The organism is Actinomycetospora atypica, assembly GCF_042653685.1.
GTDB lineage: Bacteria > Actinomycetota > Actinomycetes > Mycobacteriales > Pseudonocardiaceae > Actinomycetospora > Actinomycetospora atypica.
In genome coordinates this window covers 1-12,612 of sequence record NZ_JBHSIV010000044.1, presented here as the reverse complement: position 1 = coordinate 12,612, position 12,612 = coordinate 1, and the positions used below count along the sequence as shown (strand labels likewise).

Annotated in this window: 16 protein-coding genes; 9 read left to right on the top strand and 7 right to left on the bottom strand. The window is 74.1% G+C overall.

From position 1 onward, the window contains the following. Positions 1 to 11: 11 nt before the first annotated feature. Together ACFPBZ_RS26185 and ACFPBZ_RS26180 are read left to right on the top strand one after the other, a co-directional pair. A complete protein-coding gene (locus ACFPBZ_RS26185; protein WP_378039053.1) occupies positions 12 to 317 on the top strand; it encodes an ArsR/SmtB family transcription factor in 306 nt (101 codons plus the stop codon). Then, positions 314 to 766, top strand: coding sequence for an SRPBCC family protein (locus tag ACFPBZ_RS26180; protein WP_378039052.1), 453 nt, complete (start codon positions 314 to 316; stop codon positions 764 to 766). Before ACFPBZ_RS26185 ends, ACFPBZ_RS26180 begins: the two co-directional genes overlap by 4 nt. Here the strand turns inward: ACFPBZ_RS26180 and ACFPBZ_RS26175 are convergent, their stop codons facing one another. Both ACFPBZ_RS26175 and ACFPBZ_RS26170 read right to left on the bottom strand, forming a co-directional pair. Further along, positions 767 to 2,449 (bottom strand): FAD-dependent monooxygenase, encoded by a 1,683-nt coding sequence (locus ACFPBZ_RS26175; RefSeq protein WP_378039051.1) that lies wholly within the window; start codon positions 2,447 to 2,449, stop codon positions 767 to 769. It abuts the gene before it with no gap. Between the two features lie 141 nt (positions 2,450 to 2,590). Next, on the bottom strand, positions 2,591 to 3,340 hold the full coding sequence (locus tag ACFPBZ_RS26170) for an alpha/beta fold hydrolase (protein WP_378039050.1): 750 nt from the start codon (positions 3,338 to 3,340) through the stop codon (positions 2,591 to 2,593). A 110-nt stretch (positions 3,341 to 3,450) separates the two neighbouring features. On the opposite strand from ACFPBZ_RS26170, the gene ACFPBZ_RS26165 reads away from it, so the two are divergent. Then, positions 3,451 to 4,029: a histone-like nucleoid-structuring protein Lsr2 gene (locus ACFPBZ_RS26165; protein ID WP_378039049.1), complete on the top strand. Its 579-nt coding sequence runs from the start codon at positions 3,451 to 3,453 to the stop codon at positions 4,027 to 4,029. Positions 4,030 to 4,033: 4 nt separating this feature from the next. On the opposite strand, the gene ACFPBZ_RS26160 is transcribed toward ACFPBZ_RS26165, so the two are convergent. Continuing rightward, entirely contained in the window at positions 4,034 to 4,858 is an 825-nt protein-coding gene (locus ACFPBZ_RS26160) for an acyl-CoA thioesterase domain-containing protein (RefSeq protein WP_378039048.1), read from the bottom strand. A gap of 187 nt (positions 4,859 to 5,045) precedes the next feature. Here ACFPBZ_RS26160 and ACFPBZ_RS26155 point away from each other — a divergent pair, with 187 nt between their 5' ends. Continuing rightward, on the top strand, positions 5,046 to 5,435 hold the full coding sequence (locus tag ACFPBZ_RS26155; RefSeq protein ID WP_378039047.1) for a hypothetical protein: 390 nt from the start codon (positions 5,046 to 5,048) through the stop codon (positions 5,433 to 5,435). A gap of 19 nt (positions 5,436 to 5,454) precedes the next feature. On the opposite strand, the gene ACFPBZ_RS26150 is transcribed toward ACFPBZ_RS26155, so the two are convergent. Together ACFPBZ_RS26150 and ACFPBZ_RS26145 are read right to left on the bottom strand one after the other, a co-directional pair. Beyond that, positions 5,455 to 5,817: a DUF1330 domain-containing protein gene (locus ACFPBZ_RS26150; RefSeq protein ID WP_378039046.1), complete on the bottom strand. Its 363-nt coding sequence runs from the start codon at positions 5,815 to 5,817 to the stop codon at positions 5,455 to 5,457. A 30-nt stretch (positions 5,818 to 5,847) separates the two neighbouring features. Next, positions 5,848 to 6,360, bottom strand: a complete 513-nt coding sequence (locus ACFPBZ_RS26145; RefSeq protein ID WP_378039045.1) for an isochorismatase family protein — start codon at positions 6,358 to 6,360, stop codon at positions 5,848 to 5,850. Between the two features lie 25 nt (positions 6,361 to 6,385). Between ACFPBZ_RS26145 and ACFPBZ_RS26140 the strand changes: the two genes are divergently transcribed. The 3 genes from ACFPBZ_RS26140 to ACFPBZ_RS26130 are packed head-to-tail and all read left to right on the top strand — an operon-like array spanning position 6,386 to position 9,470. Then, positions 6,386 to 7,594: an acyl-CoA dehydrogenase family protein gene (locus ACFPBZ_RS26140; RefSeq protein ID WP_378039044.1), complete on the top strand. Its 1,209-nt coding sequence runs from the start codon at positions 6,386 to 6,388 to the stop codon at positions 7,592 to 7,594. 32 nt (positions 7,595 to 7,626) lie between these two features. Next, complete coding sequence (locus tag ACFPBZ_RS26135; RefSeq protein WP_378039043.1) at positions 7,627 to 8,136, top strand: cytidyltransferase; 510 nt, start codon at positions 7,627 to 7,629, stop codon at positions 8,134 to 8,136. After that, positions 8,133 to 9,470, top strand: coding sequence for an alkaline phosphatase family protein (locus tag ACFPBZ_RS26130; RefSeq protein WP_378039042.1), 1,338 nt, complete (start codon positions 8,133 to 8,135; stop codon positions 9,468 to 9,470). Before ACFPBZ_RS26135 ends, ACFPBZ_RS26130 begins: the two co-directional genes overlap by 4 nt. A gap of 4 nt (positions 9,471 to 9,474) precedes the next feature. Here ACFPBZ_RS26130 and ACFPBZ_RS26125 read toward each other — a convergent pair whose 3' ends face one another. Then, the gene (locus tag ACFPBZ_RS26125; RefSeq protein ID WP_378039041.1) at positions 9,475 to 9,900 is read right to left on the bottom strand and encodes a MarR family winged helix-turn-helix transcriptional regulator; all 426 of its coding nucleotides are present in this window, start codon (positions 9,898 to 9,900) and stop codon (positions 9,475 to 9,477) included. 77 nt (positions 9,901 to 9,977) lie between these two features. Here ACFPBZ_RS26125 and ACFPBZ_RS26120 point away from each other — a divergent pair, with 77 nt between their 5' ends. After that, positions 9,978 to 10,316: an antibiotic biosynthesis monooxygenase family protein gene (locus ACFPBZ_RS26120; RefSeq protein WP_378039040.1), complete on the top strand. Its 339-nt coding sequence runs from the start codon at positions 9,978 to 9,980 to the stop codon at positions 10,314 to 10,316. A gap of 149 nt (positions 10,317 to 10,465) precedes the next feature. Further along, positions 10,466 to 12,034: a DHA2 family efflux MFS transporter permease subunit gene (locus ACFPBZ_RS26115; protein ID WP_378039039.1), complete on the top strand. Its 1,569-nt coding sequence runs from the start codon at positions 10,466 to 10,468 to the stop codon at positions 12,032 to 12,034. Positions 12,035 to 12,052: 18 nt separating this feature from the next. Here the strand turns inward: ACFPBZ_RS26115 and ACFPBZ_RS26110 are convergent. After that, positions 12,053 to 12,612: HNH endonuclease signature motif containing protein (locus ACFPBZ_RS26110; RefSeq protein WP_378039038.1), on the bottom strand; the 560-nt coding region annotated here is incomplete at its 5' end.

The window sequence follows — 12,612 nt, the reverse complement described above, 5'->3', positions numbered from 1 at the left end:
CAGTAAACCTCGTGGTTCACCATCAGTTCGCGGCGCTGGGCGATCCCACCCGGCTGGCCATCGTCGAGCGGCTGGCCCGCGGGCCGACGTCCGCCGGCGACCTCGCGGCGCCGACGAGCATGTCGCTGCCCGCGGTCCTCAAGCACGTCCGCGTGCTCGAGGACGCGGGCCTCGTGACGACGGTCAAGCGCGGCCGCGTGCGCGAGTGCCGGCTGCGCGACGACGCCCTCGTCGCCGTGGCCGAGTGGACCGCACGGCAGCAGGCGCTCTGGTCGGCCCGGCTGGACGCCCTCGGCAAGCTCCTGGAGGACACGTGACCACCGCCCCGCTCCTGTCGTTCGACCTCGACCGCACCTATCCCGCGCCGCCCGAGCGGGTGTGGGCCGCCTTCACCCGCGCCGACCTGCTCGAGCGCTGGGTGTGCCCCGACCCCGAGTGGCGCGTGTCGAGCTGCGAGGTCGATGCCCGCGAGGGCGGGGGCTACCGCATCCGGTTCGGCCCCCGGCCGGGTGGCGACGCCTTCACCGAGACGGCGACCTTCGCGGTCTTCGAGCCCACCGAGCGCCTCGTGCTCGAGGTGCTCACCGAGGGCGAAGGCATGGCCGAGACCAGCCGGTGCACCGTGCTGCTGCGGTCGCTCGACGGCGGGACCCGCCTCGACCTCGCGGTCGAGGGCCTGTCGGATGCGGCGGCCGCCGAGGGCATGCGCGTGGGCTGGCAGTGGTGCCTGGAGGGCATCGCCGCGCAGCTGGAGCCCGCGGCCTGATCAGCTGTGGGCCCCGGCGTGAGCGAGCTCCGCAGGCCGCCGGTCGTGGGTGGGGTCGATCGCGCCGCAGTAGGTGAGCAGCGCGTCCCCGCGGTCGGCGGGGGCGAGCAGCCCCACGTGCCCGTCGGGTCGGACGAGCACCAGGGTCGCCGAGCGGGCGGTGCCGTAGGCGCTGTGGGCCTGCCCGTCGAGGTCCCACAGGACCGGGACCTCGTCCGGCGCGGCCGGGCCGTCCGGCCGGTTGCGGACCAGGCGGGCCCGGACCCAGGGGTGCCGGAGCGTCACCGCCTCCACGGCGGCCGCGAGCTCCGCCCGGTCGTCGCCGGGGCCCTCGAACGCGAGCAGGGCCCAGCCCCAGGTGAGGCCGTCCGGGTTGTAGATCTGCTCGAACAGCGTCGTCGTCCGGTCGTCGCGCACCACCCGGGAGTCCGGGGCGCGGTGACCGGCGGCGACCCTCCGGCCCGGGCGGCGGGGACGGTGGTCGACGCTCAGCGGGCTGTCGGGATAGGCGACCGCGAGCTGCTGGAGCTCCTCGGCACCGAGCAGCCGCTTCCCGATCTCGGGGACGGCCGCGGCGGCCACGTCGAGGACCTTGTCCTGCAGTCCGGAGCGGTACATCAGCCGCCGGAACCCGGAGACCTCCTGGCGCCCGAGGCGCCGGTGCTCGCCGTGGCGCTCGGTCGCGTAGCTGGCGAGGACGGCCGGTGCCGCCCGCCCGGCCAGGGTCATCGCGAGGCGCCAGGCGAGCGTGACGGCGTCCTGCATGCCGGCGTTCATGCCCTGCCCGCCGATGGGCAGGTTCAGATGTCCGGCGTCGCCGGCCAGGAACACCCGGCCCACGGCGTGGGCGCTCGCGACGCCGTGGCGGAACCGGGTGTGGCTGGCCCAGATCGGGTCGGTGAGGGTGACGGTCGGGTCGCCGGTGACCTCGCGGGCCCGGTCCTGCATCTCCTCGACGGTCGGCTCGCGCTCGGGCATGCCCTCGTCGTCCTCGACGAAGAACAGCCGGTGGCAGTCGCCCTCGATGGGCAGGACCCCCGCGAAGCCGTTCTCGTACACGAAGAACCACATGGTGTCCCGCGTGGTGGGCCGCCGCCACGACAGCCGGGCGTCGATCTGCCGGGTCGCGCGACGCGGGAAGTCCTCGACCTCGAGCTCGATCCTGACGGCGCGGCGGACGGCGCTGTTCGCGCCGTCGGTCCCGACGACGTACCGGGCGCGGTGGGTGTACCGGTGCCCGTCGGCCGTCTCGAGCTCGGCGTCGACCCCGGTCGCGTCCTGCTCGAGCCCCACCAGGGTCACCCCGCCCTCGACCGGCCGCCCGCGTCCGGTGAGGGCGTCGCGCATCGTCCGCTCCATGACGGCCTGGCTGCTGTAGAGCACCGCGGGATACGGGAGCGAGGCGTCGTCGAATCCGACTGTGTCGATGGAACGGCCGTTCATGACGAACTGAGCGCTCGACACCCGGTGGGCGCCGTCGGCGAGCAGATCGCGCAGCCCGACCGCAGCGAGCAGTTCCTGGGGCCGGGCGTACAAATTGTTCGCGCGGGACTGCGTCCGGGGCTCGTGGCGGGAGTCGACGACGGTGGCGGTGACCCCGTGGTGGGCGAGGGCGTTGGCCAGCGTGAGCCCGACCGGGCCGGCACCGACCACCAGGACCTCGGAACGAACGGCATTCTGCACGGCGATCCCCGATTCCGGACAGGCACTTCCTGCCCGGAGGCGCCTACCCGGGGAGAAGCGGAAAGGATGCGCGCCCTCGCCCGTGACGATCTGCACGGCCCGCACACCGTGACAGCACCGCGTCGATCTGCTCGAACACGGTCAGCGGAGCAGCGGCGCGACGATCTCCGGATTCTCGAGCGCCACGAGCGACCGGGCCCTCGGGATCAGGTGGAACCGGGCCCCGGGGATCGCCGCGGCGATCTCCTGCCCGTGCTCGGGCTTCGCCCCGTGGTCGTCCTCGCCCACGAGGACGTCGGCGGGGACGGTGAGCCGCGGCAGGTCGGCGAGCACGTCGGTGGACGCGAGCAGGTCGAGTCCGTCGGCCCAGACCGCGACCGGGGTGGCCTCGATGCGGGTGCGGGCGTACCGGACGGCGTCCCCGTTGCGCGCCAGGTGGGTCGGGGTGAACCAGCGGTTGATCGACAGGTCCGCGGCGGCGACGTCGCGGCGCAGCGCGTCGGCGAGGGTCTCGAACAACGGGGACGGGGTAGCCCGGGCGCCGAGCAGGGAGAGGCGCCGGACCCGCGTGGGGTGCTCCAGCGCGCAGCGCTGCACCACGGTCGCGCCCAGCGAGTGCCCGACGAGGTGCGCGTCCGGCACGTCGAGCAGGTCGAGGAGGTCGATCAGGTCGCCGACGAGGCGGTCCGTCGTGGGGACGGGGGCCGCCGACGCGGCGCCGTGCCCGGGCAGGTCGTAGCGGACCACCCGGTGGTCGGCGCTGAGGTCGGCGGCGATCCCCGACCAGTAGTCGAGGTCGAACGGGGTGGCGTGCACGAGGACGACGGCCGGGCCCCGGCCCTCGTCGAGGACACGGGTCGGTACCCCGCCGAGCACGACCGATCGCTCCATCGCAAAGATCCTCCGCGGAGAACCGTACCCGCCGCCCGACCGTCCGGTTCGTGGGTGTCGGAGGGATCTGTGAAGATCGCTCCACCCACCCCGAAGGAGCACCACCGATCATGGCGTCCCGGACCACGGTCACCCTGGTCGACGACCTCGACGGCGACACCGCCGACGAGACCGTCGAGTTCGGCATCGACCACGCCGACTACGAGATCGACCTGACGTCCTCGCACGCCGAACAGCTCCGCGACGTCCTGGCGCCCTACGTCGCCGCCGCGCGCCGCACCGGCGGACGGCGACCCGCCCCGGTCGCGCCCGACGCGGAGCCGGCGGTGTCGGCGCAGTCCCGGGAGCGCAACCAGGAGATCCGCGCCTGGGCCGCCGAGCACGGCGCCGCCCTCTCCGAGCGCGGCCGCATCCCCGGCGCGGTGGTGGCGGCCTTCGACGCGGGCGACCCCGCGGCGCTGCCCGGGCGCGAGGAGCCGGCCCCCGAGCCGGCCCCCGAGCCGGCCCCCGAGCCGGCCCCCGTCGACGAGACCGCCGGGGAGCCCGCCCGCGGCCGCGACGGGCTCACGGGCGAGGAGCGCGAGACCATCCGCGACTGGGCCGACGGCGAGGGCATCGAGGTCAAGCCGCGCGGCCAGCTGAAGAAGGACCTGATCGCCAACTACCGCGCCTGGGAGGCCCGGCAGTAGCCCGTCACACGGTGACGGCGTCGTGGCCGTTCGCCAGGGTCGACACCACGACGCTGCCGAGCGGGCCGTGGCGGTCGAACAGCGTCGTCGTGCCGATCGCGATGCCGTCGCCCTCGAGGCGCGACTCGGCGTGCAGCCCGATCCCGTCGCCACGGGCCGGCGCGCGGGTGAGGGTCATCGTGGCGTCGGCGTTGATGAACTCGACGCCGAGGGTGCCCCAGCTCGACGTCAGGTTCGCGCCGTCGGCGACCACCGCCGCGTGCTGGAGCCCGGTCGGGTCCTCGCCCTCGACGAGCGGGGCGGCGGGGAACCACACGGACTTGCGCGCGGCGTTGGCGTGCGCGCGGCGGTCGGTCGACCAGTCGCCGTCGCTGCGGTAGAGGATCGGCTCGCCCTCGCCGGGGGCCAGGTCGGCGGGCGGCGGGGCCGGGGTCGTCGGGAGCGGGCCGGTCCAGCGCGAGCCGGAGGACTGGCCGCCGGTGGCGAGCAGCAGGAGCGAGCCGCGGGCCACGGTCCGGCCGTCCTGGACGAGGACCGCGTCGACGAGCCGGAGCCGGCGCCCGCCGCGCACCACGGTGGCCTCGGTGGTGCCGGGGACCATCGCCCCGGGCCGGAACAGGTCGAGCGTCCACCGGACCGGGCGGAAGCCGTCCGCCCCGTCGAGCTCGTCGGCCGCGCGCTCGGCGGCCCGGGCGAGGACGCCGCTGACGGCGGTGCCGCGCAGCTGGTCGAGCCCGTCCGAGGCGCCCCAGCCGCTCGTCGCGCGGGGGAGCGGGACGAGCAGCTCGCCGTTGGCCCGGAAGAACGCCGTCGTCGGGTGCGCGCTCACCGCGCGACGGTCGGCTGGAGGGTGGCCCCGACGAGCGCCCCGGTGCGGTTCACGGCCATGCGCCGCACCCTACGAGCCGCCCCGCCCCGTTCACCCACTGGCGTCACCGGGCGGGTCGCTGTCCGCCCGGTGCGCGCCGCGGTGCCAGACTCCGCCGGTCCTGGTCCGCGTCGGGGGGAGTCCGTTCGTGTCCGTGCTGGGGAAGTCCGGAGTGACCCTCGCGGTGCTCGCCGGCCTCGTCGCGACCACCGGGACGGCCTGCGCCGCCCCGTCGGCCGCCGGGGCCGACGGAACCTCCGCCCCGCGGACCGTCCCGTGCCCGGGCGCGCAGTGCACCGTCACCGTCTCCGAGGGCGACGTCATCGACCTCGGCCGGTCCTCGGAGGTGTCCTCGATGACGATCACCGACGTCGGCGACGACGGCGTCACCGCGTCGACCACCGGCGACGACGGCCGCACCTCGACGATCACGTCGACGTCGGGCGGGAGCAACACGCTCAACGGTGTGTCCTACCGCGTGACCTCGGTCCGCGACGGCGTCGCCACGATGCAGATCGGTGAGGCCGGGGACGCCTAGTCCCCGGTCCGCGGCCGGGTCAGCGAGGGACGGTCGGTTGGAGGGTGGCCTCGACGAGCGCCTCGGTGCGCAGGTGCGTGCCCTCCTGGTAGCCGGGGTCGCGGACCATGTCGGCGAACGCCCGCCGGGTGGGGTAGGAGACGAGCAGGACCGCGTCCCACTCCTGGCCCGGCTCGGCGACCAGGGGCGTCGTGCCGCGCCCGAAGTAGACGACCTCCGCCCCGACCTTCCCGGCGAACCGGCGGAAGTGCGCGATGTACTCGTCGTACCGCTCGGCGCCGCCGTCGGGGACGAAGCGGAGCAGGTTGAGCATCGTCACCGGCTCGTCGGGCCCCTCGGCGAGGAACGCCTTGAGGCCGGCGCCGGTGGGGTTCACGGCCATGCGCCGCACCCTACGAGCCCGCGACGTGCCCTACTTGATCAGCCCCTGCACCTCGCGGAACGCCGGGTGCCGGCTCGACCCGAGCCACTCGAAGGCGACCATCTCGGTGGTCACCACGTCGACGCCGTGATCGCGCATGCGGGCGATCGCGGCGTCCCGGTTGCCCTCCGCGCGGCTGCCGACCGCGTCGGCGACCACGGCCACGTCGTGCCCGGAGGCGCGCAGCGCGAGCACGGTCTGCAGCACGCACACGTGGGCCTCGCAGCCGCAGACCACGACGCGCGAGGGGAACGACAGGTCGGCCGCGAAGGTCGACTTCGTGACCGCGGGGGTCGGTAGGAGGTCGCTCACGGGGGAGACGGTCGGCCCGAGCTTCGCCGGGTCCTGCTCGGTGGTGGTCACCGGGACCTCGAACCGGGTCGCCGCCCGCACCAGCCGCCCGGCGTTGGCCAGCACCAGGTCGGCCCCGGCGATGGCGGGCATCAACCGCTCCTGCAGGTCGACGACGAGCAGGGTCGAGGTCTCCGCGGTGAGCACCGGCACGAGGACAGACCCTAGGTTGCAGAGCATGCGCAGCGGCAGGGTCGAGGACTACGTGGAGCGGTTCGCGTCGTTCCTGGCGGACGAGGTCGAGCCCCTGGAGGCCGAGCTGGCGGCCCGGGAGGTCGGGACGCCCTTCAACCCGCGGCTCGACGAGGCCGGGCGGATGCACCCCGCGGTCTGGGAGGCCCGCCGCGAGGTCCAGCGACGGTCGGCGGCCGCCGGGCTCTACGCCCCGCACGTGCCCTCGGGCGGTGGCTTCTCCCGCGTGGAGATGCAGCACGTCGAGGAGTTCGTCTACCGGCGCAGCGGCCTGGGGCTCGGGCTGGCGGCGCTGGCCTGGACCGAGGGCCCGAACGCGGCGATCGAGCACTGCTCGCCCGCCGCCCGGGAGCACTGGCTCGAGCCCCTGCTCGCCGCCGAGATCACCGCCGCCTTCGCCAACACCGAGATCTCCGTCGGCACCGACGTCCTCGCGATGGAGACCCACGCGGTCCGCGACGGCGACGACTGGATCCTCAACGGCGACAAGGCGTGGATCACCAATGCCCACTTCGCCGACGTCATGCAGGTGACCGCCGTGACCGAGCCGGGCGCCGGCACGCGCAGCCTCTCGATGTTCCTGGTCGACGCCCGCGCCCCGGGCGTCACGCGCGGCCGGGACATCCCGACGATGCTCGACGACGGCCTCACCGGCGAGCTCCACTTCTCCGACGTGCGCGTCCCGGCCGAGGACGTCGTCGGCGACCCCGGCGACGGGTTCGCCCTGGCCATGACGTGGATCAACTGGCGGCGCATGGCCCGCGGCGGGATGTGCGCGGGGTGGGGGTCGTGGCTGCTGGAGCGCGCCGTCGACCGGGCCCGGACCCGCACCTCGGGCGGGCGGCCGATCGGTGAGCAGCAGGCCGTGGCGCACATGCTCGCCGACATCGACGCCGACGTGTACACCGCCCGCGCGGCCTCCCTGCAGATCCAGACCGAGCTCGACGCCCTGCCCGGCGGCCCGTACGGCATCCCCCTCGACCACGCCGCGCCCCGCCTGCTCAGCCTGATCAAGGTGATCAACGACGAGTCCTTCTACCGGGTGGCCGACCGGGCCCTGCAGGTCCACGGCGGCAGCGGCCTGCGCAAGGGCTCGCCGGAGGAGAAGCTCTTCCGGCTCGCGCGGAATCTGAAGATCCCGGCGGGCACCGTCGAGATCCAGCGCAACGCCATCGCCCGGGGTCTTCTCAGGTGACGGGGTCTTCTCACGGGACAGGACCTGCTGCGGTGACGCGCTCGCTCGCGGCGGTCACCGGGCGGTTCCAGCCGGTCCACGCCCAGCACCTCGAGCTGTTCGCGCACGCGCTCGAGCGCCACGACGCGCTGGTGGTGGCCGTGACCAATCCCGACCGCGGCGCTCGTCGTCGGGAGGTCACCTCCGACCACCGGCATACCGACGCCGCGAACCCCTTCACCTACTACGAGCGCGTCCGGCTGCTCACCGCCGCCCTGGACGGAGCCGGGCTCGACGCGACGATCGTGCCGTTCGACCTCACCCGACCGCAGACCTGGCCCGACTACGTCCCGCGGCACGCCGTCCACTACGTCCGGGCCTACTCGGCGTGGGAGAAGGAGAAGGCCGCGCAGATCGCCGCCGGTGGCTACGCGGTGACGGTGCTCGACGGCGACCCCGCGACGAAGCTCGACGCCACCGACATCCGGGCGGCGTTCGCCGACGGCTCGTGGGCCGACCTCGTCCCGCCCGCGATCGTGCCGCTGCTGCGGGACCTGCTGTGAGCAGGGCTCCCGGCTACGGCGAGACCCAGCCCCGCCTCGACGACGACCGGCTGCCGGTGGTGCTCGTCGTCCTCGACGGGCTGGGGGACCGGCCGGTGCCTGCGCTCGGGGACCGCACCCCGGCCGAGGCCGCCCACACGCCCGCGCTCGACGCGCTGGCCGCCCGCGGCTGCTCGGGCTGGCACCTGCCGTTCGGGTGGGGTCGGGCGCCCGCGTCGGAGCTGGCGCACTGGGCGATGTTCGGGTTCGACGACGTCCCGTTCCCCGGCCGGGCCGTGCTGGAGGCCCTGGGCGCGGGGCTCGACGTGCCGACCGGGGTCGCGATCAGCCACGCGGCGCTGCGGACCTCGACCGTCGACGACGACGGGCGGGTGTGGATCACCGGGCGCACCGCCCCCGACGACGCCGCCGACGCGACCGCCCTGTTCGAGGCCCTCGCGCCGGTGGCCGCCGCGCACGGTGTCGAGCTGACCCCGTTGGGCGGTCGCGGAGAGGCGCTGCTCGTGCTGCCCGGGTGCGACGACGGTGCGGTGACCGACTCCGACCCGTTCTTCGAGGACCGCCACCCGTGGCTGTGGGTCCGACCGGTCACCCCGGCGGCCGACCCGACCGCGGAGCGGCTGGACGCCTTCCTCCGGGCCGCGCGCCGGGAGCTCGTCGGGCACCGCGTCAACCGCTCGCGGGGGGAGCGGCCGGCGTTGGACGTCCTGACGACGAAGTGGTCGGGCCGCCGGGACCCGCTGCCGGCCTTCGTCGAGCAGACCGGGGTGGCCGGCGCCGCCGTGACGAGCACCCGGTTGTACCGGGGGATCGCGACACTGCTCGGGATGTCGGCGCGGCATCTCCCGCCGGTGGCCGACGCGGGGGAGGACCTGGCCGCGCGGCTGGTCGTCGCGCAGGAGCTGATGGACGAGGGTGCGCGGTTCGTGCACGTCCACACCAAGGCGACCGACGAGGCCGGCCACACGAAGGAGCCGCGGGCGAAGCTCGAGGTGCTGGAGTCGGCCGACCCCGGTCTCGCCGGGCTGCTCGACCTCGCGGACCGGGCGGTCGTCGCGGTCACGGGCGACCACGCGACCCCGTCGACCGGCGGTGTGCTGCACACCGGCGATCCGACCCCGCTCGTCGTCGCCGGCCCCACGGTGCGCACCGACCCGGTCACCGCCTTCGGCGAGCAGTTCGCGGCGTCGGGCTGGTACGGCCGGGTCAGCGCGGCCGAGCTCCTGCCGCTGCTGTTCGGGCACGCGAACCGCCCCGACTTCCTCGGCCACCGCCCGACGGCCCGGCGCACGCTCGCGCTGCCCGACTCCCCGGAGCCGATGACCGACTCCTGACGGCTCAGCGTCCGAGCTCGGCGACCATGGCGTCGAGGTCGGCGAGCAGGGCGGCGCGGCGCTCCTCGGGCACGGCCCCGGCGATCCGGTCGTCGATCGCGTAGACGGCGTCGCGGGCCAGGGCGAGCCGGCGCAGCCCCTCCTCGGTGAGGTGAGTGGGCAGGGCCCGGCCGTGGTCGCTGACGGCGGGCCGGTGGACGAGACCGTGCTCCTGCAGGCCGCGGAGCACGACGTTCATCGACTGCCGGGTGACGAAGGTGCCGCGGGCGAGCTCCGCGTTCGACAGACCGGGCTGCTGGTCGAGGAGCTCGAGGGTCGAGTACTGCGGCACGGTCAGGTCGTGGGCGCGCAGGGCGTCGTCCATGGCGGTGCGCAGCGCCGACGCCGCCCGCTTGAGGCGGTAGCCGAGCTTCTCGGTGACGTCCTGCATGTCAGGAGTTTGACACAGCTCGTTCTGTCGTTCTACTGTCGTCGGTGTCAGGACATTGACATCAAAGGAGCAGCCCCATGAGCACCACCACGACGATCACCGTCGACAGCGACTCCGACCAGGTCACCCTGGTCAACGTCTTCACGGTCGACCCCGAGCGGCAGGCCGAGCTCGTCGACGCCCTCGACCGCGCCACCGCCGCGGTCTTCGTCGGCGACCCGGGGTTCGTGTCGGCGAACCTGCACGCCAGCCTCGACGGCACCCGCGTGATCAACTACGCGCAGTGGACCAGCGCGACGGCCTACGAGACGGCGCTCGCGCGCCCCGAGGTGCGGCAGCACATCGGGGAGGCCGCCGGGCTCGCGACGTCCTACGACCCGACCCTCGTCCAGGTCCGCGCGGTCCACCACGCCTGAGCCGGATCGCGAGCCGGGGGTCGGAGTCCCGCTCACGACGCCGACCGAATCGGACGCTCCGGGACAGACCGACCCGAACGTCCCCTGACCTGCGAGAATTCCCCTGTCGGGGCGGGATCCCGACCCCTCGGCGGTGCCAGACTCCCGCCATGACGACCACCGCGGCGTCGCCGACCACCACGGCTCCGACACCGGCCGAGCCTGCACGGCCGTCGTCGGCGAGGGCCTCGTCGGGTAGGTCCGGGAGCACCCCGTGGATCGTCCCGCTCCTCGTGCTCGTCACCGGCATGTTCATGTCGGTGCTCGACGTGAGCATCGTCAACGTGGCGATCCCGTCCATGCAGAAGGACTTCGGGGTCACCACCGACGACATCCAGTGGGTCTCGACGGCGTACTCCCTCGCGCTGGGCGTGATCGTGCCGGTGAGCGCGTGGCTGGGGGAGCGGCTGGGGCTCGGCCGGGCCTACGTGCTCTCGCTCGTCGGCTTCGGGGTGGGCTCGGCGCTCTGCGGGTTCGCGTGGGACATCGATTCGATGATCGCGTTCCGCATCCTGCAGGCGGTCCCCGGCGGGATCATCCCGGTCGTCGCGCTCTCGATGGTCTACCGGCTGGTGCCCCGCGAGCGGATCGGCGCGGCGATGGGCCTCTACGGGCTCGGGATCGTCTTCGCGCCGGCCGTCGGGCCGACCCTCGGCGGCTACCTCGTCGAGTACGTCGACTGGCGCCTGATCTTCTTCATCAACGTGCCGATCGGCGTGCTCGGCGCGATCGCCGCGGTGGTGTGGCTGCCGATGACGAAGGGGAAGGCCGGGAGGACGTTCGACGTCCTGGGCTTCCTCGCGATCGCGACCGGCCTGTTCTCGCTGCTGCTGGCGCTCTCGGAGGGCCAGTCGTGGGGCTGGACGTCGTACCCGGTGCTGATCCTGCTGACGGTGGGCGTCCTCGCGCTCGCCCTGTTCGTGGTGATCGAGCTGGAGGTGGACGAGCCGCTGCTCGACGTCCGGGTGTTCTCCTCTGGGGCGTTCACCCTGTCACTGGTGCTGATCGCGGTGCTCTCGGTGGGCCTGTTCGGGGTGCTGTTCTTCATCCCGCTGTTCCTGCAGGAGAGCCAGGGGCTGGGCGCGTTCGACACCGGGCTGCTGCTCCTGCCCCAGGCCCTGGTGATGGGCGTGCTCATGCCGGTCGCGGGCCGGATCTACGACCGCTTCGGCCCCCGCTGGCCCGCGGTGGTCGGGCTGTCGATCCTCGCGATCGGGACGTGGATGCTCCGGGACCTGTCGCTGGAGACGTCGTGGGACGAGCTCCGGTGGCTCCTCGTGTTCCGCGCCGTGGGGATGGGTCTCGCGATGATGCCGATCATGACCGGGGGCATCTCCGCGGTGCCGCCCGACCGGGTCTCCGGCGCGAGCGCGTTCAACAACGTCACCCAGCGGACGGCCTCGGCGATGGGGCTCGCGGCCCTCACGGCGATGCTGAGCTCCGAGCAGGCCCAGCAGGGGAGCGACACCGGGGCGGCGATGCACATGGCGCCGCACACCCCGATGCTCGAGCAGTACATGAGCTACTCGCAGGTGCAGGCGCATTCCTTCGTCACGGCGATCGACGACCTCATGATGGTGACGGCCGGGCTCACGGCGCTCGGGGTGCTGCTGGCGTTCCGTCTGCGGTCGGGTCCGGCGCCGACCTCGTCGTCGGGACCGGCTGTCGTGGAGGCCTGATCCGGCTCTGTTCCCGGGTCAGAAGGGTGGGTCGGTGTCGTCGATGTCCTCCGTCGGCTGCTCGAACCGCTCGGTCGTCGTGGCGGCGCGGATGCCGAGGTGGATCGAGGTCTGGATGGCTTTGTCGGTGATGATGCCGTCGCGGTTGGGGCGGGGTTCGAAGTCGGGGCGGGGTGTGACGGGGTCGAGGTCGAGCAGGTGCCAGGGGAACGGGTAGCGGCGTGCCACGGGCCCGGGTAGCGGGTTGGTGACGCGGCTCGCGGTGTGGTGGACGGTGCCGGTGGGGTCGGTGACCTCGAAGCGGCCGGGGTCGGGCTGGGTGTAGCGCCAGCGGCCGGTGTGTTTGCCGCGGTGGTGGTGGCGGCAGAGGTTGGCGAGCTCGTCGGCCTGGGTGCGTCCGCCGTACTGCCAGTCCAGGGTGTGGTCGTGGTCGCAGCGGCGGGCGAGCTTGGTGCAGCCGGGCGCGACGCACTGGTGGTCGCGGGCGTCGATCCACCGGGCGAGCGCTGTTCTGGGGAGGCGGTGGTCGCGGTCGCGGGTGGTGGTGGCGGGGTGCTCGTCGGGGTCCAGGGCGCAGG